The following is a 25,263-nucleotide window of genomic DNA, read 5'->3' as shown; positions in this document are numbered from 1 at the left end:
TATGTAAAAAAAATCAGTGCTGCCTGTTTCCCTTGCGTTACCTTATTGCGACTAAAAACATGCTGTTAATCAATGGCTGGCCAACCATCCGGTTGTAGCCAATATCATTCACCTAAATGTTATTAACCATGTCAGAATTACTTCCTGTTTATCGCCTTTCGCAATCGGAATCAGATTATGCTCAAACCATCGACTTGTCAAAACGTTTATTCGGAGACAGAAACGACTTTAAGTTTTCTAAATCAGCATCGGGAATCCATTTGCAAAATGATCAATACAGTGTTGAACTTGGTAATGGCGCTCAGGATATCTGGGCGGCAGACGTCACTCAATTGTGGAATCCTTCCATTCGTCCACAACTCTTAAAAGGCCGGGAGGCATTGGCGGAAGCCCAAAAGATTGTAGCAGAAAAAAAATTACTCCCAAAGCTGGACAAACAGTTCAAATTTGGCGAGCCTCATCTGGGAGGCACTTTCTTTGCTCAGACTGAGAATAAGAAACGTACCGATCACCAGCTTGACACACAAGTCGTATTTCCCGTTTTGGTGAATGGCTATCCTGTTGTTGGTGGAGGTGGAGATTTTACGGTGACGCTCGGCGACAAAGGAAAACTAACCGGTTTTTCGGGCAGCTGGAACCAGCCAAAGGAATCGTTTAATGTAGAAGTGATTGAAAAAGGCACAGTGGATGGCCAGTTCAGAGAAATTACCAAATCTATGGGGATTCATTCATTTGAATCGTATCTGGCTTATTATGCCGGGCCTGCATTCAGCGGACAATCTTATTTATATCCGGTTTATGTTTACAAATCGTCTGCAAAGTTGGGAGACCGGATTATTGCGTTGAGAAATATCGTTATTCCCGCCACGAAGTTTGGGCCGACGCCAGCAAGAAATATCCCTCAAAAAGCCCGTAATCCCCGTATTACGCCAAAGGTTATTGAAGAAAAAGATAAACTGCGTCGCTCATACAGCACCCACGCGCTCGCCGCAGCAATTAATCCTTTTGAAGCGGGTACCTCATGGATTGGCCTAAGCGGCGGACTTTCGGGAAGCCAGGCCAATGCAAAAGGTTTTATTGATGCATGGCGTGCCGACGGTTGGAATATCAATTTCAACTGGGGCGACGCGAACGCTTTTGAATCAGACTGGCGAAGAAACGATGATGTGTGGGTTGATGCGACCGATTTTGTGTTTTACACCGGTCATGCCAATAAGGACGGCTGGGTTTTGTCAAAACCGGATGACGGGTTCCTGTCTTTCTCAGAAGTAAGTACGGCAGCACAAACTCCCGGTGATCTTTGGGGACAAAACGATCTGGAATGGGCTATCATCGCCGCTTGCGGACCGTTACAGGATGACATTCTATATGCCGGCGGCGGCGACGTATTAGCCCGGTGGGATGGGGCCTTCGACGGACTTCACATACTGATGGGTTACGGAGGTATAACTTTTGACAATACCGAAGAGGGAAAACGTGTTTCGCAATATGCCAAACAGGGAAACACCCTGATCAATTCATGGTTCAGAGCTGCCAAGGAAATACAGCCATCCACGAATGGCTACGGAGCACCTGATGGTCCTAACATTTATGTGGGTGCTATGTGGGCCAGTCGTGCCGGTGCAGATCCGTTCAACGACCATGCCTGGGGACACGGTTCCGTATCAGCAGACCCGACCAACCCTACATCGATGAGTGCTATGTGGACGGTTTGCTAAAAAAAGAATGGTTCGGCGTAGTCCTCAAACTATGCCGAACTACTCTATGAAGCGTTTTAATCACAACTTCCAAGGATTCAGATAAGAACTTACTTTACCCGATTCATGAAATAGTCCCAAGCTGCTTTTGAAATATCCGAAATTATTTTTTCGTTGGTATCACTATTTTCAGTCGATTTTGATACAAAAACACTAATAAAATACTTTTGTCCATTTGGCAAAAACACTACGCCGATGTCATTTACTGCTTCTGTTATACCTGCCTTACTTGCTCCCGACGAGCCGGTTTTGTGGGCAACAATCGTATTACCCGGCAGCTCTCCTTTTAGCCGGGCTTTGCCTGTTTTGGTTCCTTTCATCGTTTCCCAAATAAAGTCGTGGCTTTTTTGAGACAGTAGCTTTTTCTTGTTATGATAAAATTTCACCAGGACTTCATTTGCCGCTTTTGGTGTCGTCCAGTTTTCAAACTGTAAATCCCAGTTTGCCTGCTGTACTTCTTCGGTTATTTTTATCGAAACGTCTTTAATATTGATTTTCCTGAAATATTCGTCAACGACGTGCGGACCACCAAGTAGTCTTAACAACAGGTCGCATCCAACATTGTCACTTTGGGAAACGGTGTACTCCAAAATTTCGGAAAGTTGCAATGTCGTTCCATTGGGATATTTGTCCCGAATTGGACTGTAAAGATTTGGTAGAAGGTCTTTCTTTTCAATTTTAATTTTTTGCTCCAGTGAAAATTTCCCCTGGTCAATTTGAGATAGGACTGCCAATGCAATATGAAACTTAAATACACTCTGCAACGGAAAATGCCTGTCGCCGTTTATGGATAAAATTTCCTTCTCATTGCCATCAACGATTGAAACGCCGACAACAGCCTTTTTTGCCGAAATAATTTGTTCAATTTTCTCTTTTAAAGCGCCAGTTGTTTGAGCTGAAATATGTTGAAGGGTAAATAGAAAAAGAAAAAAGGTTGAACGAAGTACTCTGGTCATAAGTTGCCCCTAATTAAATGTAATAGAAGTATCTGCAAAATTGCATCAGCTATCAAACTTAATAAAACATTGCCATACTTTTGGTGGACCCGATTCTAATTATTTAAGGGTTTCATTCAATGGTTAAACGATATGCTTTTCGGTATTGTTCGGCGCGGTCATTATTCGGTGCAGCCACTGTTCGGCGTAGTTACTGTTCACTGTTCGGCGTAGTCTCCAGACTACGTCGTTGCGTCACCGGTCTCGGACCGGACTTCGTTATAGCGCAGATCTTCATTAAACATTATACCCAACAATAATTAAAAGGTGCCGGATCACGAAACGTTCCTACGGAACGAAAACCACATGGTTTCGCTGCATTTTCTACCTACAAAATGTCCCTATGGGACAATAATATCAGGATATTTAAATGTTTTTGTTCCGATAAGGACATAATATCTGAACATCACATATTTTGTTCCGGTAGGAACATTTCGTTGGTAGCAAGCGAGTTGAATTGCTCGATTTCCGTTCCATCGGAACGGCTAGTATTTGCTATTATTAAACGTAATCCGGAAAACATGCGCACACGACCCCGTTCCATTTCCTACCAACCAAATCTCTCCATGGGACAACGACATCAGAACATCCACATGTTCTGTTCCGGCAGGAACATTTCGTTGGTAGCGAACATGTTGGATTTCTCCATTTCCGTTCCATCGGAACGGCTCGTATCTGCTATTATTAAACGTAACCCCAAAGACATGTGAACATGACCCAGCCTCAACAACAATTAAAATGCGCCAAATCACGAAACGTTCCTACGGAACGAAAACCACATGGTTCCGCTCCATTTTCTACCTACAAAATGTCCCTATGGGACAATGATATCGGGATATTTAAGTGTTTTTGTTCCGACTGAGAGATGATATCAGATTATCCACATATTTTGTTCCGGCAGGAACATTCCGTTGGTAGAAAGCATGTTGGATTTCTCCATTTCCGTTCCATCAGAACGGCTCGTATTTGCTATTGCTAAACGTAACTCCGAAAACATGTCAAAATGAACCCGCCTCAACAACAATTCAAATGCACCAAATCACGAAACGTTCCTACGGAACGAAAACCACATGGTTCCGCTCCATTTTCTACCTACAAAATGTCCCTATGGGACAATGATATCGGGATATTAAAGTGTTTTTGTTCCGACTGAGAGATGATATCAGATTATCCACATATTTTGTTCCGGTAGGAACATTTCGTTGGTAGAAAGCACGTTGAATTGCTCGATTTCCGTTCCATCGGAACGGTTCGTATTTGCGATTATTAAACGTAATCCGGAAAACATGCGTACGCGACCCCGTTCTATTTCCTACCAACCAAATCTCTCCATGGGACAACGACATCAGAACATCCACATGTTTTGTTCTGGTAGGAACATTTCGTTGGTAGAAAGCACGTTGAATTGCTCGATTTCCGTTCCGTCGGAACGGTTCGTATTTGCTATTGCTAAACCTAACACCGGAAACATGTGAACATGACCCAGCCTCAACAACAATTAAAAGGTGCCGGATCACGAAACGTTCCTACGGAACGAAAACCACATGGTTCCGCTCCATTTTCTACCTACAAAATGTCCCTATGGGACAATGATATCGGGATATTAAAGCGTTTTTGTTCCGACTGAGAGATGATATCAGATTATCCACATATTTTGTTCCGGTAGGAACATTTCGTTGGTAGAAAGCATGTTGGATTGCTCGATTTCCGTTCCATCGGAACGGCTCGTATTTGCTATTGCTAAACCTAACCCCGGAAACATGTGAACATGACCCAGCCTCAACAACAATTAAAATGCGCCAAATCACGAAACGTTCCTACGGAACGAAAACCACATGGTTCTGCTCCATTTTCTACCTACAAAATGTCCCTATGGGACAATGATATCGAGATATTTAAGCCTTTTGTTCCGACGAAGAGATGATATCAGATTATCCACATGTTTTGTTTCGACAGGAACATTTCGTTGGTAGCGAACATGTTGAATTTCTCCATTTCCGTTCCATCGGAACGGCTCGTATCTGCTATTCCTAAACGTAACATCCGTTCTCCGGTTCGACATAGTCACCACCGGTCTCCGACCGGACCAATAACCCCAAACCTCACTAAACATTATTCTCCTTTATTCCCAAAAAGTTAGCGACAAACTGAAAAGCAATAAACCCAAAACCAAACAGCGTTGTAAATTCATTGAAAAGCTCACCCGTCCTAAATGTCACGGTTATCGCAGCAATTCCCAACAAACCGAGCACGGCAGTATAAACAACCAGCGCATGTTTGTATTTTGTTTTTGAAAACATGGACCCGAAAGGTACCATCATGGCAAATCCGAAAGCCGCTATTGAAATAAATTTATCATCGCCGCTCGCTAACAACCCTGCCATCCCAACCAGAAACACCAGGAAACTTGCCGCAACAAAATTGGAGCTCATAATCTCTTTTTTATCCAGCAGATGTTTTCCGTATTTGTTAAAACGCAGGAAAAGATTACTTACCGGCGTAATGATCCACGTTGAAAATGCAATAATCGCCAACAATGTAACCAAAGGATTAAGAAACGGCCGCAGGCTTTCGTTGCTGTTGGCAATAACCCTCAATAATTTTGATCCCGCATAGAGTCCAATGATTACGCCCCATTGATAATTGGCGGTTAAATTCCCGATCCAGAATGCATACTTCAAAAATAACCGGTACACCAGATTGTTCGCCTTCAACGCTTCCACCATACCACCCTGAGCGTGATAGTTATCCGGATCATTTTTTAAAGCTTCTCCAAAATGCACCAGCGCTTTCTTATGGTCGCCCCGCTCTAAAAGGTTCCATCCATAATTTGCATGCGTATAAGCGTTATTGGGATCTTCCCTCAGTGCCCCTTCAATGGTTTGAAACGACTCCTCATGATTATTCAGCTTTAACAAAGCGGTGCTCCTTGTATTCAGCGCCAATATGTTTTCAGGATCAATTTCCAGTGCCTGATCCGCCAGCTCCAGAGCATTTTCATATTGTTTCCGAAGCAATTTTATCGAAGCCCAAAATGCGTAGTAGTCTGGTTCAGCCGGATCAAGTTCAAGCGCCTGTTTAAAATTCGCCTCGGCTTCATCATAGTCATTTTTCAGGAGAGAAATCCTCGCCTTCATATAAAACAGATATCCCGAACCCGGATCAATGCCGATGGCCGTGTCAATCAGACGCTCCGCTTTTTCGGTTTGTTCAAGATGAATGCTAGTCTCGGCAAGCAAAACGAGCGTATGCAAATCCCCCGGATCGCTGCTTAATACATCCTTTAAAATTTTTTCTGCTTCAATATATCTGCGCTGCTGAATCAATATCTCTGCTCTCTGAAGAAGGATTCCGGTCATTATTTTTTGATTTTTAAATGCGTAAGAATATCATCATACAAACCCGAATCATTTGCAAAAAGAGCAAAGTTCTTGGCCGTAGTGAACCACTCCTGTGTACTTGCCTTATGTTTTTTACCAGCATTCAGTAAATCCTGCGTTTTCAGCGGCTTGGGTACACCATCGATAAACGAGGATTCTATTTTTTCTTCTATTGCAATATCAATCACCGCTTCCAAATCCGCGCCCGAATAATGTTCCAGCTTTTTGGCTACCTGCTTATAATCTATCCCGTCAACAGGTTTGTTTTTGAGTTTCAGCTCAAGAATGGATTCACGCGCAGCATCGTCTGGCGGCGGTACAAAAATAATCCGGTCAAAACGGCCAGGTCTGCGGAAAGCAGGATCCTGGTGCCATGGCGTATTGGTTGCGCCCATGATCAGGATCCCATCATTATTATTTCCGATCCCATCGAGCTCCTGCAAAAACTGATTGATCAAATGTCTTCCACTTGATTGTTTCATATCGCTGCGGCTCGCTCCCAACGCATCTATTTCATCAAAAAACAGTACACAAGGGGTATTTTGTCTGGCTAGTTCAAATATTTGGTGCAGATTCTTTTCACTGCTGCCGATCCACATATCGAGAATATCATTCAGACCGACATTGATAAATCGTGCGTTAACCTGACCTGCTGTCGCCTTGGCGATAAAAGTTTTTCCACATCCCGGAGGACCATACAACAAAATGCCGCCGCCCGTCTTTTTGCCATATGCCTTATACAAATCCTGATGTAAAAGAGGCTTGATGATTTTAAGGTCAATCTCCTTTTTTACCTGGTCCATGCCGCCCACATCATTAAAATTAATGGATGGCCTTTGCATAAATCCAACTTCGGTTTCCTCTTCAAATACATCCTCATCCGGATGAATGCCTGTTATTCTCAATTCTCTATCAAGTTCCTCATCCTGATATCCCGGGTTCAGCGCCAGTGCTTTCTGGTATATATCCACGGCAGCATGAATACTTTTCTCCCTCAAAAGTGCCCTCGCATACAGTACCAATACATCGAAATTCCGCGGCTCATCTTCAATAAGATGTTCCAGAATGACATTACATTTGGAATATTCTGCCTTCAAAAAGAAAATCCTGGCAAGCCCGAATTTAGATTTTGTATCGCCTGACAACTTTAATAACTCTGAATATTCCTTTTCTGCCTCTTCAAGCCGGTTCGCGTGTAGCAAAGTTTCAGCAAGATGCTGTTTTAGAGGAATATTGTCCGGTGAAAAACTGAGGGCCGCCTTTAAACTATTAATCGAATTTTCGTCCATTCCTTATCATTAATAACTGATCCTGTTCGCTAATCTGTATCAAACTTTAATAATACGCTTATTATTGGTTAATCAGGCTTTTTAACGGTTTAAAAATTTAGTGATGCTACCGCTGACGTATTCCTGCTGGTCTGTATACCCGTGTTCGGAGTAGCGTTCGGCGTAGTCTGGAGACTACTCCGAACGCGTCATCGGTTTGAAAAAAATAGTGGGCAAGAAGTCTGCCAGAACGTCTTCCAAAGTATAAATTTGAAAAAATCATACAGGCATCAACTTCCCGAAAACAAATAATTTCTCCGTAATTTTATTAATAAGTGATTAATCACTTATATTTGAAAACAATTTTAAATATATGAGACACAGAAATATAGAAAAGGAGCAACTGGTTAAGCAAAAAACGATTGAACAGCTGGTCAACCACGGTTTCGAAAGCTTTACCGTGAATAAACTCGCAAAAGTCTGCGAGATTTCAATTGCTACGATTTACATCTATTATAAAGACAAGGACGACCTGATCATTAAAATTGCCCGGGAGCAAATTGAACTGATGCGGCAGGTTATACTTCGGGGGTTTGATCCGGAAACCAGTTTTGAAGAAGGGCTTCGCGTGCAGTGGAAGAACCGATATGACTATTTTATGGAGAACCCGATACTGGGGTTATTCTTCGATCAACTCCGGTCTTCATCTTATCAGGATCAGGTATACAATGGTTTTCAGGACGATTATCAAAAAATCCTGGATCGTTTTATGCAGAATGCCGTCAGCCGTGGCGAGGTAGAAGCCATGCCTTTGGAAGTGTACTGGTCTGTTGCATTTTCTCCTCTTCAGTCGCTGATCCGCGCACATTATGAAGGGAGCAGGCCAGGCGCTACGCCATTCAAAATGACGGAAATCATTCTCTGGCAAACATTTGACCTTATTCTAAAGGCTTTAAAAAAATAATCACCTCCAAAGCGCCTCTTGCAGTGTCTGGCAAATCTTCTTTATCAGTAAACAAAAGATCAATTCTCTAACCATTAGAACAAATATTTATGAAACTGAATCACTTAGGACTTGGGGTAACCGATGTTATCGGAACTGTTGAAATGTTTGAGAATTATTTCGGCCTGCTACGCGCTCCCGGAACTCCATTTAACTCAAAAATGGCGTTTGTTCTGGACGACAATGGGTCATTGATTACAATTTTCAAAAGCGATGATGTGATCTATCCAAAGATATTTCACATTGGCTTTATGCAGGATACCGTAGAACAGGTCCACGCAATACATGAAAGAATAACCGCCGACGGATACGCGCCAGAAGACATCCGGGAAGAGTTTGGAAGACTCACTTTTTATTTCAACGCTCCCGGAGGGTTTATGGTCGAGGTAAACAGCCTGATTCAGGAAGAACGTCCCGAGCTTAAAAGTAAAGTAAATGCAAACTGACGGCAGCAGGCAATCCTGATCATGTCGGCATTTGCTTTAAAACGGAACCGTTTATTATGCAGTCCTAATCGGAAGATAGGACTGCATTTTTTTATATTCATATAAAAATTTAACGTAACCGGATTGTCACGATCCTTGAAAACGATAACCGTAAAAATGTGTTAGTAATACCCACTTTTGTATAAAATGGCCAGGCACCGGACATAGTACTTTTGTTGTGTAACAAACAACGAAAATAATGTCAAAAACAATAATAATTACCGGTGCTTCACGTGGCTTCGGTAAACTATGGGCAGAGGCCCTTTTACAACGTGGTGATAAAGTAGCGGCTACTGCAAGAGATACCAAAACGCTGGACGACCTGGTAGCGAAATATGGCGACGCCGTATTGCCGATCAAGCTGGACGTGAACGACAGACAGGCCTCTTTTGAGGCCATAGATAAAGTGGTAAAACACTTTGGCCGTATTGATGTGTTGATTAATAACGCAGGTTATGGCTTATTCGGTACGGTTGAAGAAACGACCGAAGAGGAAGCAAGGGCGCAAATGGAAACCAACTTTTTTGGACTACTTTGGTTATCACAGGCCGTTTTACCCGTTATGCGTCAGCAAAAAAGTGGCCATATTATTCAGGTTTCCAGCATTTTAGGATTGGTCACTTTACCGGTTTTAGGGCTGTATAATGCGTCCAAATTTGCGGTTGAGGGCCTTAGTGAAACGCTTGCATCAGAAGTCAAGGACTTCGGGATCAACATTACGCTGATTGAACCTAACGGGTTTACAACCGACTGGTCAGGAGCTTCGGCATTCCAGACTGAACATATGGATGAATATAATGAAGTAAAAGAAGCCTTCAAAAAAAGTGCCGATCCCGATTCTTTCGGCAAGCCGGAGGCCACAGTTGACGCAGTTTTAAAAGTAATCGACTCAGAAAACCCTCCTTTACGTTTGCTTTTGGGTAAAGTTGCTTATCCTTTTATTAAACAGGTTTACGGGCAACGGCTGGAAAGTTTTAAAGAATGGGAGGAGGTTTCAGCAGCCGCACATGGATAATTTAATATAACTTTGTAGGGTTCAGCGACAGTCCTGAACCCTGCAAAAATCAGGCATATGAAACATTATAAAAAACTGAGCGACCTGCATCGCGAAAATGGATTTCCACCACCGGAAAATCCACTGTTCAGCCTGTACCAATGTAACAAAACCTGTTCCATTGGTGACCGTGAATTCACGAGCGACTTTTACATGATCGGTTTTAAAAAATTAAAATCCGGTGTGATCATGTATGGCCGCACAAAATACGATCATGATTGCGGGTCTATGATGTTTGTTAAACCGCGCCAGGTAATCGAAATGAAAAACCTGGAATTTGACGAAGATGGTTTCCTTCTTTTTATCCATGAAGATTTCCTGAACGGTCATGAGCTGTATAATGAAATAAAAAAATACCATTTCTTCGATTACGAAACCAATGAAGCGCTTCATCTGTCACCAAGAGAAGAGCAGATCATCTGGTCGTTTTATCATGCGCTGGAAGCCGAGTACAACAATAATCAGGATGAATTCAGCCGGGAGATTATGTTATCCAATGTGAGCTCCATGCTGAAATACGCTCAGCGTTTTTACAAACGCCAGTTTCTGAACCGCTCCCAGCTATCCGGTAAAACAGTAACAAAGTTCAACGACACCTTGGCCAAATATTTCTCGGGCGATAACCTTCAGACCCTCGGGTTACCGACTGTCAACTACATGGCCGGACAAATGAACGTTTCTCCACGTTATCTGAGTGATCTGTTAAAACAGGAAAGCGGTAAAACAGCACTGGAATTGATCCATATCTATCTCATTTCGGAAGCCAAAAATATGCTGATAGGGCCGGAGCAATCCGTTACCGAGGTTGCTTATACGTTAGGTTTTGAAAATATGTCCTATTTTTCGCGTCTTTTCAAGAAAGAGGTCGGAGTAACACCGAATGGTTTTAAAAAACATCAGCTGAATTAACCGTTCACAAGAAAGTACAAATTTGTCTTGCCTCCCCCCTGTCCTTGTCCCAAACCCCGACGTATAACTTCCTGAATTTCTCGTTACTTTGTGTTATGTTAATCAAAGCACAAACAACCGAAAGCTATGGAAACATTTGAATTGAAGGAAGATCTGAAAGTCATTTGTAATACAGCCAAGTCTTTTCCCGATGGGATAAAGGAAGCGTTTGACACTTTACAGGCGACCCTACCCGATTGCGAAAAAAGAACCTGGTACGGGTTATCCAGTCCTAATGAAAAAGGGGTGATCATTTACAAGGCAGCCGTTACGGAACTTCATGACGGGGAAGCCGAAAAAGCAGGTTATACCCCATTCACGATCGTCAAAGGACAATATATCAGTGAAACCATAATCGACTGGATGAAAAATCCACAGATCATCGGCAGCACATTCATGAAACTTCTTGAAGACCCACGTATCGCCCACGACGGTTACTGCCTGGAATGGTATAAAAACGATAACGAGGTGCTGTGCCTCGTGCGTCTCGAATAAAATATGGCTCTATTTGCTAAAAAAGGATGAATTCCGGTTTGGAATTCATCCTTTTTTATTTTCAGTTTATTCCTGACCTCTCGGATTTGACCTTTGTGACGGCTGCCTCGACTGTTCTCCACCAGATCTCGTGGCCGGTCTGGGCTGATTCACTGCCGGTTGCTGGCTTTGTGGAGGACGGGTATTTTGTCCCGGGTTAACCGACGGGCGCGTAACAGGCGGGCGATCGCGGTTAGGCTGCACCGCTGGCTGGCGCCCCGACTCGGTCGGTCTCGTAACCGGACGGGTAACCTCTGGTCGGGTGACTTCCGGACGGGTGGTTTGTCCGCCGCCCGTGGATGGTCTCGTTCTGTCAGGAACAGTCACACCTCCCGAGCCGGTTGATGGTCGTCCGATATCAGGTCTGGCGTTATCGTTATTTCCGGTCCCCGGCCTTGTAACCGAAGGCCTGCCCGACGAATTGTCGCCAGTGGACGGCCTTGTTCTGTCCGGAACGGTAACGCCTCCCGACCCTGTTGATGGCCTTCCGATATTCGGTCTTCCGTTGTCATTATTACCTGTCCCCGGTCTCGTGACAGGCGGCCTGCCTGTTGAATTATCACCAGTTGATGGCCTGCCTGTCGAAGGCCGTGTCACCGGTCTGAAAACATTATCCCGTGTCGAAACAACGTATTTGCGGTCGCGATATAAATTATTGTTACTGCCAGGTCGGGTGTAATCACCTCCCGGTCGGGTATACCCGCCACCTGGCCTTGGTCTGTTAACGGCAACATTGGGTCTTGGACGATTGTTATAGTCGTTTCCTCCCGGACGGTTATAACCTGGCCGATTTCCATAATATCCACCATTCCATCCCCATGGACGATGTGGAGGACGGTAAGCAGGCGGTCCAAACCAACCTCCTCCGTAGTAAGGGCGGCTGTATGCATAGTGGTACCAGCCAACATTGAAGCCCAGTCCAAAACTCATGGACCAGCCTGTCCAGGGATTATAGTGCATGCCAAAACCCCAGGTAATCGGCCTCGGGCGGTAATATCTGCCTCTCCATGGCCGGTAATGCCAACCGGTTCCCCACACAACGGTCGGGCCATAAATGTAATTCCCCATATAACCTTGCGTATATCCTACGTAGACATACTGCGGTGTCGTTTCATAGATCTGTACATACCTCGCATTGTAGGCGCTGCTGCTTGGAGGAATTCTGTCAACATCGGCGGGGCGCTCATTGGCTACCTGCCATGGGCCATAAGGATCATTGCTCACATACCAAATTCCGTTATCAAGGGCATAAAACCGGTTGTTGGCAGCCCGCATGACGGTGATATTACTATTTTCGGCAATCGACAGATTTGTATTTTCAATGGGGGCAAAACTTGGATTTCCGTCATAGTTCACTTCAACCCGCGCCGTAGAGCGGTCCACTTTTGCGGTTTGGGGAATTTGCGCATCCATTACTGCTTCATAGGCTTCGTCGGTTCCTGCTACGCTCGCCAGCACGCCATCCTTTTCCGACCCCGCCGGAATATCTGCGAAAGCACTGGGTAGCGCATCCTGAGAAACATATTCCCAGGGGCCATTCAGAGAGGAGCTCCGATACCAGCGCCCGGCAATAAGAATGTAATTTTTCTGACTGTCAATATCTTTAAAAATCTCATCCAGCGAGTTGTTGACATACAAAAGTGTAGAACCTTGCACGGATTGATACGTTGGTTTCCCCTCCGTCTGAATAAGCTCAGCAGGCTCCGTTACAACCAAAATGGCCGTCGGTGTGGTAAACTTGCTCGTTGGGTCATTTTCACTAGATGCTTTCTTTTCTTCCTCTTTCATTTTGGCATCCACCTTTTTTATCCGCGAGGGCAGTTTTTTTACATTTACCCAACCGTCTTTAATGCGCGTGGAGCTGTACCAGAAACTTCCTCCGTACAAATAATATTTCTTATCGTCGGGATTTTTAACGATCAGATAAGGTGTATTCACAACCCGCGTCATTTTCAGCTCCTCGTCGGTTTCTTCCAAAGGTTCACCATCCAGCACGATCAGTGTCGTAGGTTTGTCACGATAGATGATCAGTGGCGGATCATTTTTCAAATTCTCTCCGCCCCGTTGCTGATTAATGGAAGCCTGAAGGTTTTCTTTTGAAAACTGTACACGAAGACCGGGAAAACCCTGTTCTACTGATCTTTTAAAATCAGCTGCCGATATCGTTTCCTGATCCGCAAATTTGGACTGCCTGACCGTAACCTGTTTTACCGTCGCATTACTTCCGCGACTATCCAGTTGTGCCTGGACCCACATCGCTCCAAAAACCGGCTCGTCGCCTGATTTCTTCCTGACCGACACTGCTGCACGGAAATCAAGGTTATCCCCGGATAGTTTTTCAGGCTGTGGCTGGTAAATCGTTATGACACCTCCGCCCGAAAACGATAACTCTTTCGGCCAGCTGTCCTGAGCGCACACCTGCTTTCCCAGCAGAACGCTCCATAGTATGACGATAATCTTTAATGATCTTGAAGTGGCTAACATAGTTGAGATGAATTGATAATGCTTGAAATGCTAAACCAAATTAGCAATATTTTATTACTTTCGGGCATATCCGACGCTTTCCATTCTGCCGGCGTTAAACTTCTCGCGATAAGATTTCGGAGTCATACCGGCACTCTTTTTGAACAATTGCCGGAAAGCTTTCAAATCATTGTATCCGGAATTCAACATGACTTCCAACACACTCTGGTCGGTTTGTTCCAATAGTTTTTTGGCTGCTTCAATCCTGGTTTTCTGAAGGTATTCTATGGGGGTAACACCGGTCGCGAGCTTGAACCTACGGACAACGTTCCGACGGCTGGCCGGAATATCCTGTATCATTTCCTCAATCGTGCTTACTTCCTGATATGCATCCTCGATCCGTTTCTGAGCCATGGTAACGAGGTTATCCCCATGGTTTTGCGGAGGCTGAAAAGTGCCGAAATAAGCCTGCTGCTCACGGTCCATATCAATGGCAAACAATTTGGCAATGTGTATCGTTACTTCCCGACCGCAGTACAGTTTGATCAGGTGCAGCATCAGGTGAAAGCTGCTGGTCGCTCCTCCACTGGTATATATCCCGGCCTCGTCCGTCACAATCGCGTCGCCATAGAGGCGAACCGCGGGAAAAGCAGCTGCAAAATTCGCCGTGGCATTAACATGGGTAGTGGCACTTTTTCCATTTAAAAGTCCGGTGGCAGCCAGCAAAAAGGCTCCGGTACAGAAACTTGCAATTTCGGCCCCCTTCTGATATTGCTGCTGCAACCATGGGATCAAGGATCTGTTTTCCTGCACGGCTTCATTGGTATCTGTTGCCGAAAATGCGGGAATCAATATCAGATCTTGCTGTTCTGCCATGCGGACGGGCTGAAGCTGATGGTTACCGAAAGTCATTACACCCGGAGATTCCGTGGCGAGGGTGAATAATTTTATATCAAAAAAACGTGATTCTCCATTCGATTCATAAAACCGGTTTACCGATTCAAAAACATCCAGGATAGCAGCCACGCTTAATAAACGGTGTTTGTTTGTAATTAAAAGAGCTAGTTGTACCATCTTATTTTCGTTAAAATCATGACTAATCTAATTTTTGTCTCAAATACCCCTTGCGAATGACTTTTTAGGCCTGCATTTGAGTTCGCCAATATACTTAATTTTGTCCTGTAACATGATAAATAAGTGCTATGAAACTTGTCACGTACCAGGCTTTCCTCAGAAACGACAGAGGGCCATCAATGATCATCAAAATATATGAGTAGCAGACCTGTGTTTGATGGAGGTGTAAACGTCGCCGTCAAAATTCCGCTCGACCGATATGATAAAACCATCACGTTTTACCGGGATGTTCTTGGTTTCGAACTGACACCCTATTTCCATGAATATACTGGTCAAAGTCATTATTGCCGTTTTGGGACTCTTACGCTATGGTTTGACCGCGTTGATCATTTTAGCCAGACGGATATATGGTTTGAATTAAACACAGACGATATTCATCTGGCGAGAACATATTTATCAGAAAATGGAGTAAATTTCAGACCAGAGCTTGAAAAACTGCCTGACGATATGAAGGGAAACTGGATGTCGGATCCTGCCGGTGTGGTTCTCCTGCTCAAAGAAGATGAGCGTTTGAAAAAAAACTGATAAGATGGATGCCGTTTTTAAAAAACTAAACCTGAAAAACCAGAAAGCCGTAGTTGTGGTCAACGGACCGGATTCATTCCAGGTAAATCTGGACAGCATCCGTGATGAAACCACGGTTATCGATACGCTGGAAGGATTATCTGACATTGAATTTATCCTCCTTTTCGTTACCAGACAAAGCGAAATTGATCATTTAATTCCGACAATAGCCCCGCTTCTCAAAGGCGACGCGCTTCTCTGGATGTGTTATCCAAAAGGCACTTCAAAAAAATACAAATGCGACTTTAACCGTGATACCGGCTGGCAAATCATGGGCAACTATGATCTCGAACCCGTACGCATGGTAGCCATCGATGAAGACTGGAGTGCATTACGTTTTAAAAAAGTGGAATTTATTAAAACCATGACAAGAACATCGGAGCATGCATTATCCGAAAAAGGAAAAATTAAATCCGGACAAGGTAACGGTAAGTAATCATGAGCGAAAACAAGTTTGAAATTTCATTGCAATCAGGTGTCCATAAACAGTTGGGTACTTTGGCGGGACAATGGGAAGGAATAACCAAAACCTGGTTCGAACCCAATGTGCTGGCCGATGAATCGCCCATGAAGGGAACGATACGTCCGATCATGGAGGGCCGCTTTCTTCTTCATGCATACCAGGGAAGCCTGAACGGGAATTATTTTGAAGGCGTTGCTACCTTTGGTTTTGATATTGCAAACAACAAGGTCCAGTGCTCATGGGTCGACAGTTTTCATATGGGGACCGGAATACTTTTGTCCGAAGGAAATATCACCGATCGTGGCTTTTCAGTTTTGGGAAGTTATGGCGGCCCGGATATTCCCGAACCATGGGGCTGGCGAACGGTTTTCGAGTTGATCGATGAAAATAATCTGATCATAACCGCCTACAATATCTCACCCGAAGGCCAGGAAGACAAAGCTACGGAAACAGTGTACCAACGTGTCTCCTAAGTTTAAAGCTGATTCAACTCGTTTTTTATAAATACTTCAAGTTGCTCTTTACTTGGCAATTCAAGAATGTATTTGCTGACAATAAGGCCATATCCGTGTCTGCTACCGCATATTCGACCAGTGCTTTGTTCTGATCGGTTACCAGAAGAATTCCAACCGGAGGATTATCTCCTTCCAGCATAATCTCTTTTTTATAGTAATTGATATAGGTTTTGAGCTGCCCGATATGTTCATGTTTCACCTCATCGGTTTTGAGTTCGACCAGAACGTGACATTTTAAAACCCGGTGGTAAAAAACGAGGTCGATAAAGAAATATTCGTCCCCTATGGTTATACGTTTTTGTTTGGCCTCAAAGCAAAAACCATGACCCAGTTCAATCAAAAATTCTTCGAGGTGATCTACAAGGGCTTGCTCCAGGTCATTTTCGTAAACAGTGTCCCTTGATTTCAATCCCAAAAATTCAAAGGTAAAAGGAGATTTGATGATGTCTGACACTCTGACTTTCTCAGCATTTTCCTGAACATCCAGACTCAATTTCTCCGGATTCAGGCTCATTCCAGAGCGCTCGAAATACAACGTATTAATCTGACGCTTCAATTCGCTGACACTCCAGTTGCCCTTGATGCAGGCGATTTCGTAAAAAGTGCGCTTAATTTGATTTTTGATTGGTAACAACAACGTAAGATGTGAAAAAGACAGCTTTGTTGTCAGCAAATCCGAAGATAACTTATCAGGTTTCCCTGTCTGCTCCGTTGGTGATGCGGCGAGCAAATGTAACATTTCAGCATCAAACTTGTTTATACCGATGGACTTTTCAGAAACCCCAATTTCCGCTCTTTTCAATTGTGCAGACGCTGTCTGCACAATTTGAGGATAAGCAAAATAAAACTGTCTGAAGAGCTTTAAGTTTCTGGACCCGAGCCCTTTTATTTGAAGCGCCGTCCCCAACTCATCCAACAATCGCTCCCCATACCTCGCCCGATCCTCCCCTTTTTGTTCAAATTCTACGATGTAAAAGCCGATGAGCCAGTTTCTGATCGTCAAATGTTTGTTGATCGCTTTGATCGCACTTTGCTGAAGCGTAGCATGCGTATCATGAATGGTGTGTACCAATAAATCGAAATTCATCATCTTTTTATGTTATAGTGTGTATTTGTACACAAGATAACAGCAAATCGCTTTCAAAACAAAATAGGTCAGCTTCTGAAAAACTGACCTATTTACTATCTAACTACCTAACCTGTTAATCCCACTCACTATATATTATTTTTCAATTCGGTCTGCCATTGCTGGGCGAAAGTACGTGCAGCATTGGTGGGAGCCTGACCCATCCGGTAGCAAAATTTCCAGAGGTCGCTTTTTCCTTCATAGGCTCCGTTCACAAATTTTTTCCTGCCGTTAACCAGTTTCGTCTGGGCAGCAAAATCAACTCCCTGAGTTTTCGCCAAGAATTCACCCAACTTGGCTGAAAGCACTTTTTTAGGGTCTTTCCATTTTTCAAATTCCGCAGCATTCGACTTGTTATTTCTCGTCAGCTGATCGAGTTCCTGATCAATTTGTTCCTGCGCCTGAAGCTCTGCATATTGTTTTTTAAATGCCGCGTAGTCTGTTTTCAGAAGCTGTTTCAATCTTTTGTATTCAGCCACATTTCGTTTTCCGTTATCGACCTGCTTTTTAAAATCAGCTCGCTGGTCGGCCGGCAAACTGTTTAACATATTCCCCATTTCCGCAAAACTCTGGTTTGCTGAAATCTGCATATCGATCACCGGAGCGACATCCTGTTCTTTCATCATATCCACATTTTTCTGTCTGTCGTCACGGATCTGCTTGATCCGGCGCTCCGGAAGCTGAACGGTCGTTTGCGTAAATGTTTTCGCGAGCCAATCCTGATAACGCTTTTTAAAATCATCGGAAGCATAATATGCTTTGCAAAGGCCGCCAATCTTTTTGACGGCAGCAGCCTGTTGTTCTCCTGGAAAAGCACGGCAGGCAGTTTTTATATTATTGCTTACATAGGGAACATTAAGCCCGTTGTGTTGCAGCACATTCCACAACCGCTCATGCACATCACGGGAAGTCGTTTCAAATTCTGAGAAATCATCGGCAAACCTAAAATTCAGGAATGCAAGGGCGACACAATAAATAAGCAGGGAAGAAATTAAGTTTTTCATGGCAATGGCTAATAGAAATCAGGATATTTTAATTACAAGGTGTTTTCAAAAATTCGTCCAGGGCATCCTTGGAAGCTCCCGAATAGTACGTCGGGCAGGACTTAAAAAAATTATTGACGGCTGTTTTATAGGCTTCACATTTTGAAGTGCTCGTGGGATTCGCAGTATAAGCCTGGGCAGCTTCCGAAACTTTTTCCGCGTTTCTTTCGCAGGATGTGCCGACAACAGGATCGGATTTGGTGCAGCTGAATATCAAACCAATAGCAGCAAAAAAGGCAACAATTCTAAAATTTTCAAATATCGTTTTCATCTATCCGGGAATATATGGTAGGTGCATTTGCCATCGGCTTTCGGCAATCAGCTGTCGGATCGGTCCGAAAAACAACTTTTTAGCCGATTGCCAACCGCCGAAAGCCGATGGCAAAACAAATGATCCGTTATGTTGAGAAGTGTTATTTTTTAGTAGCGACAATATCAATTTGCGAACCGTCAGAGAAGACCGAAACGGTCAGGAGATTGTCCTTGCTTACATTCCCAACCTTTTCCGATCCGTCGTATAAATCGATACCGTTGTCACCTTTGTCTTTCAGGAGCACGTCCCCAAGATCCTCCGCTCCACTGTCTCCATCTTCGGTCGTGTATTTCATGATACCGTTCACCTCGGTCGCTGTGGATTTTGTAAAAACCATCGTGATCGAACGTCCATTGACAAGCGGTTTGTTCTCTCCGTCGATTTTCAGTTTAGTCGCTTTGTAAGAACCTTGTACGAGCGTACTCAGTTCGGGTGCCGGCTCAGGATCCTTCTTGTCTTTGTCTGTGCACGAAAAGATAAAAGTGGTAAGCGTCAATAATAAAAGTAATTTTTTCATGGCTGTAAAAAGTTATTGTGTTAATTTGTAATTGTTTAAAAATGAGTTCACTAACTTGCCTTTCGACGTTACAAAGGTAGCTACACAAACCGACGGCAATCAATCGTACGAAAGCACGATTTTTGAAAAATCATGCTTTTAGAGGATATTATTTAAAGGTTTTGTTTCAGACCTTTACGCTCGTAATTTACCGGCTGAACAAATTCAAACCGATTCAATGAAATCAGTTTTAAGCAGCATTTTCTTACTTTTTATCGGAATAGATATTCAGGCTCAAACGACTTTGCCCAACGTTGACCAGGCAACCGTTTTGAGGCAGATCCAACAAAGCAAGGGAGATAGCAACCGGGTATTGGCTTACATTAAATACGGGCAGCTTTGGGAAGGTGAAAACCTGGACAGCGCCGGAAAGTACTATATAAAAGCAGGCGCTCTGAGTGACAAGATCAATTATGCGCCGGGAAAAATCCGGTTCAGAACGAACTATACGTATATTTTAAATTTGCAGGGGAAATTTGCACAGGCCCTGAAACTCAACGAGGAATGCCTGGATATTTCAAAAGGTATTAAGGATCAGATTTATATCGGGAAAAGCCTTGCCAACATCGGAACCAGTTATTCATACCTTGGCAAGTTCACCGAATCGATTAAGTATTACCAGCAGGCTGCTGACATTTTTGATAAGGAAGGGAGGAAAGAATATGCTCCCCAGCTGTATTCCAACATTGGTACGGCTTTCGAACATGCCAATCTTTTCAGCAAATCGTATGTGTACAAGCAAAAAGCATTGGCCCTGGCCAGGCCGCTCGGCGACAGTTTGCAGCTTGCCGATCTTTTAACAACACTGGGTTTATGTCTTTATAACTTAAAAAAATACGAACAAAGCATTCCTTATTTTAACGAAGGGCTTACGATCGCCAAGGCGATCAAATCTGACATTTTCATTACCCAGGCATACAGCGGCTTGTGCAGTTCGTACCGGAATTTAAAACAGATGGACAAGGCCCGGGAATTTGGAGAGAAAGGTTTGGCGCTGGCGAGAAAAAGTAGTAATGTATTTCTTGAAATGTCGTGTCTCAGAGCGTTGATGTTTATCGCGGAAGATCAGGACCGGACCGAAGAATCGGCAAAATATACGGCGCAGGCTTTAAAAATTGCGGAAGAAAACGAGATGCAGGATCATCTGGTGGAATTGTATGAGGATTATGCGGCCGATCTGGCAAGAAAAAACAATTACAAAGGCGCTTATGATTATTTGATGAAATACAAGATTCTGAATGATTCTGTGCAGGGAAAGGACGTACAAAATCAGTTACAGGAACTGGACGCAAAATATCAGACCGCGCAAAAAGAAAAACAGATTCTTTCGCTTGAAAAAGACAAGGAAGCAAGAAACACAATGATTTATGGCCTGCTGGCCGGGCTGGTTGTCAGCATTATTATCGCTGCCCTGGTTTACAGAAACATCATGATCCGCAAGCGAATCGCTGAGAATGAGGTGCGGCAGTTACAACAGGAAAAACAATTGGTAGCAACAAACTCAATTTTAAAAGGCCAGGAAGAAGAACGAACCCGGGTGGCGCGCGACCTGCACGACGGTCTGGGAGGATTACTATCCGGCATAAAACTTACGTTAAATTCTGTGAAAGGAAATGTTATTTTGCCCGAATCGAGTGCCATTGCATTCACCCGGGCGCTCAGTCAGCTCGACGGCGCAATTAACGAAATGCGCCGTGTCGCACACAGCATGATGCCCGAAACGCTGGTCAGGTTCGGACTTGTGGATGCGCTCAGTGATTTCTGCGACGGCATAAGTGATTCAGGATCGCTGAAAGTAAAAATCCAAACCTTTGGATTTTCTGAAAGACTGGAATCTTCCGTGGAAATTACGCTTTACCGGATCGTTCAGGAGTTATTGAACAACGTCATCAAATATGCAGACGCCACCGAGGCACAGGTACAGCTTGCACGTATCGGCAACGAAGTGAGTGTTACCGTGGAGGATAACGGGAAAGGATTTGATGTCGATATTATAAAAACGAACAAAGGGGCCGGTTTACAGAATGTACAGGCGCGGGTAGATTATCTGAACGGAAAACTGGATATTCAGTCAAAACCAGCCGAAGGAACTTCCATCCTGATTGAAATTACCGTTTAATATCTTTTCCGCATGCCGGGGCGTTCGTTTTTAAATTTTCAGGGATGAACGCATACTTTTGCCAAAAATATTGAATAATGGCTGTAAGAATATTAATCGTAGACGATCATCTTCTGGTTCTGGAAGGCTTAAAATCACTTTTATCCGATTGTGAGGGCATTACTGTGGCCGGCACAGCCACGAATGCCTTTGACGCAATATCGTTTTTGAAAAACAATGAAGTTGACATCGCTTTCCTCGATATTAACCTGCCGGATATCAATGGAATAGATCTCTGTAAAAAAATAAAGGAGCAGTTCCCCTCCGTGAAATCGCTTGCATTGAGTACGTTCAGTGAAAGGGCTTATGTTTCCAGAATGATCCAGAACGGAGCCTGCGGTTATCTGATCAAAAGTTCTTCCAAAGAAGACATCCTGGAAGCGATCAAACAGGTACAGCAGGGAGGGTATTTTATGAATGTAAATTTCGACCAGCATTCCGCCACTGACATTACGCCCAAGGCAGTTCCCTTTCTGACCCGACGGGAAAAGGAGGTATTGGTGTTAATCGCCGAAGGTATGACAAACCCACAGATTGCAGAAAAACTGTTCATCAGCGTAACCACCGTAAACAGCCATCGGGCTAATCTGCTCATGAAATTTGATGTGGGAAATACTGCCTCGCTGATTAAGGTCTCCGCGACATTGGGATTAATTTAATCATTTTGGTACTCAAATTCTGGTTAACAGATCATCGATGATCGTCAACCCTTCGATCAGGATTTTTTCCTCCGAAACATTTCCCAGCGCCACCCTTATTCCGTTAAATCCAGGATCGCCTGCCACGTTATAACCGGCACTGGTCACTACATCCACACCGTTTTCCGATAATGTTTTGCCAAATTCCCATGGATTAACAAACGCGGGTAAAGGCAGCCAGAAATGAAAACTGGTCGGTTGTGTAATATAACTTAGGCCGCTTAACACGCGTGCCACGATTTTTTGCTTCTCAGCCGCTACCTTCCGTTTTTCCTCAATCATCTGCGCAACAACGCCTGCGTTGATCCAGTTACTCACGAGCCGGTTGTACAAAGTTACCGATCCGCTGACAGTCATCCATAACGCATTCGTAACCTGGGTTCTCCATTTTTCCGGTGTCAGGATGTAAGAAGTTTTTACACCGGGTGCGAGTATTTTTGCAAAACTGTATATGAAAAAGCCACGTTCCGGGGCAAGATGCGCAAAACTTGGCAGGATATCAGGTTGAAGAAAACCGTAGGCGTCATCGTCAATTAAAATCAGGTCGAAGCGACGGGCTACGTCAACAATGGCTTCTCTTCTTTGCAGCGGCATGACATAACATAGCGGGTTATGGATGGTTGGCATGAGGTAGGCCGCTTTGATACTCGGGTCAGCACACAATTCAGCCATTGCTTCTGGTATAATTCCGTGTTCATCAATCGCACAGGGAATCAGCGTGATGTTAAACATGGAGGCCAGCCCAATAAATCCGTTGTACGTTACGGGATCTACCAAGACTTTTCCACCCGACAAACCTGTTGCCAAAATGATAACGGTCAACGCATGATGCCCACCACATCCGATCAAAACAGCTTCGCTTTCGACCTTGTATCCAGGTGTTGAAAGCCATTCAGCTCCCGTTTGTCTATCATCAGGATAACCACCGGGTACCGCCATTTTCATGTAAGATTCATCCGGCTCCAAAGCCGATAAAGCGTCAATCAGTAACGGATGCTGGGAAGGCAGAACCGGGTAGTTGAAACGAAAATCAATCATGACCAATATTTAACGAAATATACCAATCCTTAAAATTGCATAATTCCATTAACTTAAACCAGCCATAACGTCGAAGCATTTTTATGATCTGCCGAAAAATATCCGCGAAAGTAGTGAGGTAAAAAGAAGCCTTATTTCCCTTCCTTACCAAATGGAAATAGCGCTGATGGCGTGTGAGACTGTTTCATAATGCGGCCGAGCTCTTTTGCTTTGTCAGGAAACTGCGCGGCTACATTGATTCGTTCACCGGAATCTTTTGATAAATCATAAAGCTCCACCGGTGCGTCAGGATTTTCTGTCACTTTTAGCCGCACTGCTTTCCAGTTTCCTTGACGAACCGCCTGTCTCCCGCCTTGTTCATGGAATTCCCAATACAGGTGATCATGTTTTTTCTGGATACCTTTTCCGGTAATGGATGCAGCAAAGGAAATCCCGTCAATATGCTGAGGAGCTTTGGCGCCTGCCAGTTCGGCAAATGTGGGTAGTATATCCCAGAAGGCACCTATAAAATCATTTTTTGTTCCGGGCTTGATCACGCCGGGCCAGCGCGCCGCAAACGGTTCACGTATTCCGCCTTCGTACAAATCACGCTTTACGCCTTTCAGACCAGCTCCGCTGTGAAAAAATTTGGGATCTGCGCCGCCTTCAATATGCGGTCCGTTGTCACTGGTAAAGATCACCAGGGTGTTTTTATCGAGACCTTTTTCTTTTAATTTATCCAGAATCTGACCTACATAAAGGTCCAGCCTTGCTACCATGGCAGCAAATGCGGCGTGGGGATATTGTTGCGAAGCATACCCTCCGTTGGTCGCTTTCGGCCCATAATCTGCTCCTTTGAAAGGCTGCTCATCAAACTTTCCCTTGTAATATTGGAAGATACTGTCTTCCGGTACGATAAGCTCCGCATGAGGCAGAATGTATGGTAAAAATAAAAAGAACGGTTGCTTACCATCTTTCGAATCGACGAAATCCAATGCCTGTTTCTGGATAAGATCGGGGGCATATTGTTTGTTGTGAATCAGGTTTTGATTTTCTTCCAGCACAACTTTTTTCTGGTTATCCCACAAATGATCGGGGTAATAACGGTGCGCCAGACTCTGGCAGTTGTAGCCATAAAACTGATCGAAACCCTGCTTGTTGGGATCTCCGTAAGAACCTACCGGGCCCAAACCCCATTTGCCAAAAGCACCTGTAACATATCCGGCCTTTTTCAAAACTTCCGCAACCGTAACCACCGAATCGGCGATCGGTTCCTGACCTTCCGGATCTACGCCCTTGTTCCCGCGGATGTAGGTATGCCCGGTATGTTTCCCACTCATCAGCGACGACCGAGACGGCGCACACACTGATGTGCCGGCGTAAAACTGGGGAAATTTAACACCCTCGGCAGCAAGGCGATCGATATTGGGCGTTTTGATTAATTTTTGTCCGTTAAATCCAACATCGCCATAACCCAGGTCGTCGGCCAGAATAAAAATAATATTGGGACGTTTGGCATTCTTATTCTGGGCAAAAAGATCGTTTAGCGAAATAACGGTCAGGATAAAGGCAAGGAGTAGGTATTTCTTCATTTCAGGACGAATTCTTGGTGATCGGGAATCATCTTTCAGGATTTCAACCCGAAAAATATTATCCGTATGTAGTATATTTGCGCTTCGCTTTGATCAAAAAATTTATTCTTTTCAGACTATTGTCATCGCGGTAGTCGTTAAGATATATAAAGGAAGCAATTTCCGAAGTCAGATAATATCAGGCAAAAAAATTAACC

At 44.1% G+C, this 25,263-nt stretch carries 22 protein-coding genes; 11 read left to right on the top strand and 11 right to left on the bottom strand.

Going from position 1 to position 25,263, the window contains the following annotated elements:
• Positions 1-128: 128 nt before the first annotated feature.
• The gene (locus tag M1L62_RS25520) at positions 129-1,718 is read left to right on the top strand and encodes a DUF6345 domain-containing protein (RefSeq protein WP_254562481.1); all 1,590 of its coding nucleotides are present in this window, start codon (positions 129-131) and stop codon (positions 1,716-1,718) included.
• A gap of 89 nt (positions 1,719-1,807) precedes the next feature.
• On the opposite strand, the gene bla is transcribed toward M1L62_RS25520, so the two are convergent.
• From bla to M1L62_RS25505, 3 genes are all read right to left on the bottom strand, one after another.
• Positions 1,808-2,713, bottom strand: a complete 906-nt coding sequence (gene bla, locus M1L62_RS25515) for a class A beta-lactamase, subclass A2 (RefSeq protein ID WP_254562480.1) — start codon at positions 2,711-2,713, stop codon at positions 1,808-1,810.
• Between the two features lie 2,144 nt (positions 2,714-4,857).
• Positions 4,858-6,111, bottom strand: a complete 1,254-nt coding sequence (locus tag M1L62_RS25510; protein ID WP_254562479.1) for a tetratricopeptide repeat protein — start codon at positions 6,109-6,111, stop codon at positions 4,858-4,860.
• Positions 6,111-7,421: an AAA family ATPase gene (locus M1L62_RS25505; protein ID WP_254562478.1), complete on the bottom strand. Its 1,311-nt coding sequence runs from the start codon at positions 7,419-7,421 to the stop codon at positions 6,111-6,113. The genes M1L62_RS25510 and M1L62_RS25505 overlap by 1 nt, the downstream gene beginning before the upstream one ends.
• A gap of 352 nt (positions 7,422-7,773) precedes the next feature.
• Between M1L62_RS25505 and M1L62_RS25500 the strand changes: the two genes are divergently transcribed.
• The 5 genes from M1L62_RS25500 to M1L62_RS25480 all read left to right on the top strand — a co-directional run bounded on the left by M1L62_RS25500 (position 7,774) and on the right by M1L62_RS25480 (position 11,385).
• Complete coding sequence (locus M1L62_RS25500; RefSeq protein ID WP_254562477.1) at positions 7,774-8,364, top strand: TetR/AcrR family transcriptional regulator; 591 nt, start codon at positions 7,774-7,776, stop codon at positions 8,362-8,364.
• An 89-nt stretch (positions 8,365-8,453) separates the two neighbouring features.
• Complete coding sequence (locus M1L62_RS25495) at positions 8,454-8,849, top strand: VOC family protein (RefSeq protein WP_254562476.1); 396 nt, start codon at positions 8,454-8,456, stop codon at positions 8,847-8,849.
• Between the two features lie 238 nt (positions 8,850-9,087).
• Complete coding sequence (locus tag M1L62_RS25490; protein ID WP_254562475.1) at positions 9,088-9,903, top strand: oxidoreductase; 816 nt, start codon at positions 9,088-9,090, stop codon at positions 9,901-9,903.
• A gap of 57 nt (positions 9,904-9,960) precedes the next feature.
• Positions 9,961-10,851 (top strand): helix-turn-helix domain-containing protein, encoded by an 891-nt coding sequence (locus tag M1L62_RS25485; protein WP_254562474.1) that lies wholly within the window; start codon positions 9,961-9,963, stop codon positions 10,849-10,851.
• Positions 10,852-10,977: 126 nt separating this feature from the next.
• Positions 10,978-11,385: a transcriptional regulator gene (locus M1L62_RS25480; protein ID WP_254562473.1), complete on the top strand. Its 408-nt coding sequence runs from the start codon at positions 10,978-10,980 to the stop codon at positions 11,383-11,385.
• 66 nt (positions 11,386-11,451) lie between these two features.
• Here M1L62_RS25480 and M1L62_RS25475 read toward each other — a convergent pair whose 3' ends face one another.
• Both M1L62_RS25475 and M1L62_RS25470 read right to left on the bottom strand, forming a co-directional pair.
• Complete coding sequence (locus M1L62_RS25475) at positions 11,452-13,908, bottom strand: hypothetical protein (protein ID WP_254562472.1); 2,457 nt, start codon at positions 13,906-13,908, stop codon at positions 11,452-11,454.
• Positions 13,909-13,962: 54 nt separating this feature from the next.
• A complete protein-coding gene (locus M1L62_RS25470; RefSeq protein ID WP_254562471.1) occupies positions 13,963-14,961 on the bottom strand; it encodes a GlxA family transcriptional regulator in 999 nt (332 codons plus the stop codon).
• 195 nt (positions 14,962-15,156) lie between these two features.
• Here M1L62_RS25470 and M1L62_RS25465 point away from each other — a divergent pair, with 195 nt between their 5' ends.
• From M1L62_RS25465 to M1L62_RS25455, 3 genes are read left to right on the top strand one after another with little or no spacing between them, the layout of a single operon-like run.
• Entirely contained in the window at positions 15,157-15,546 is a 390-nt protein-coding gene (locus M1L62_RS25465; RefSeq protein ID WP_254562470.1) for a VOC family protein, read from the top strand.
• Positions 15,547-15,550: 4 nt separating this feature from the next.
• Entirely contained in the window at positions 15,551-16,021 is a 471-nt protein-coding gene (locus M1L62_RS25460; protein WP_254562469.1) for a hypothetical protein, read from the top strand.
• A gap of 2 nt (positions 16,022-16,023) precedes the next feature.
• Positions 16,024-16,521, top strand: a complete 498-nt coding sequence (locus tag M1L62_RS25455; protein WP_254562468.1) for a DUF1579 domain-containing protein — start codon at positions 16,024-16,026, stop codon at positions 16,519-16,521.
• A gap of 25 nt (positions 16,522-16,546) precedes the next feature.
• Here the strand turns inward: M1L62_RS25455 and M1L62_RS25450 are convergent, their stop codons facing one another.
• The 4 genes from M1L62_RS25450 to M1L62_RS25435 form a co-directional block, all read right to left on the bottom strand.
• Positions 16,547-17,653, bottom strand: a complete 1,107-nt coding sequence (locus M1L62_RS25450; RefSeq protein ID WP_254562467.1) for a PDDEXK nuclease domain-containing protein — start codon at positions 17,651-17,653, stop codon at positions 16,547-16,549.
• A gap of 125 nt (positions 17,654-17,778) precedes the next feature.
• Complete coding sequence (locus M1L62_RS25445) at positions 17,779-18,693, bottom strand: hypothetical protein (RefSeq protein ID WP_254562466.1); 915 nt, start codon at positions 18,691-18,693, stop codon at positions 17,779-17,781.
• 28 nt (positions 18,694-18,721) lie between these two features.
• Entirely contained in the window at positions 18,722-19,003 is a 282-nt protein-coding gene (locus tag M1L62_RS25440) for a hypothetical protein (RefSeq protein ID WP_254562465.1), read from the bottom strand.
• A 142-nt stretch (positions 19,004-19,145) separates the two neighbouring features.
• Positions 19,146-19,562, bottom strand: coding sequence for a hypothetical protein (locus M1L62_RS25435; protein ID WP_254562464.1), 417 nt, complete (start codon positions 19,560-19,562; stop codon positions 19,146-19,148).
• Between the two features lie 217 nt (positions 19,563-19,779).
• Here M1L62_RS25435 and M1L62_RS25430 point away from each other — a divergent pair, with 217 nt between their 5' ends.
• Entirely contained in the window at positions 19,780-21,720 is a 1,941-nt protein-coding gene (locus M1L62_RS25430) for a tetratricopeptide repeat-containing sensor histidine kinase (RefSeq protein ID WP_254562463.1), read from the top strand.
• A 77-nt stretch (positions 21,721-21,797) separates the two neighbouring features.
• Positions 21,798-22,418 (top strand): response regulator, encoded by a 621-nt coding sequence (locus M1L62_RS25425; protein ID WP_254562462.1) that lies wholly within the window; start codon positions 21,798-21,800, stop codon positions 22,416-22,418.
• Between the two features lie 12 nt (positions 22,419-22,430).
• Here the strand turns inward: M1L62_RS25425 and M1L62_RS25420 are convergent, their stop codons facing one another.
• Positions 22,431-23,495, bottom strand: a complete 1,065-nt coding sequence (locus M1L62_RS25420; protein WP_254562461.1) for an aminotransferase-like domain-containing protein — start codon at positions 23,493-23,495, stop codon at positions 22,431-22,433.
• A gap of 131 nt (positions 23,496-23,626) precedes the next feature.
• On the bottom strand, positions 23,627-25,066 hold the full coding sequence (locus tag M1L62_RS25415) for an arylsulfatase (protein WP_254562460.1): 1,440 nt from the start codon (positions 25,064-25,066) through the stop codon (positions 23,627-23,629).
• Between the last annotated feature and the right edge of the window lie 197 nt (positions 25,067-25,263).

The organism is Dyadobacter diqingensis (assembly GCF_024220585.1).
Classification (GTDB): Bacteria; Bacteroidota; Bacteroidia; order Cytophagales; family Spirosomataceae; genus Dyadobacter; species Dyadobacter diqingensis.
This window is presented reverse-complemented; position numbering and strand designations above follow the sequence as displayed.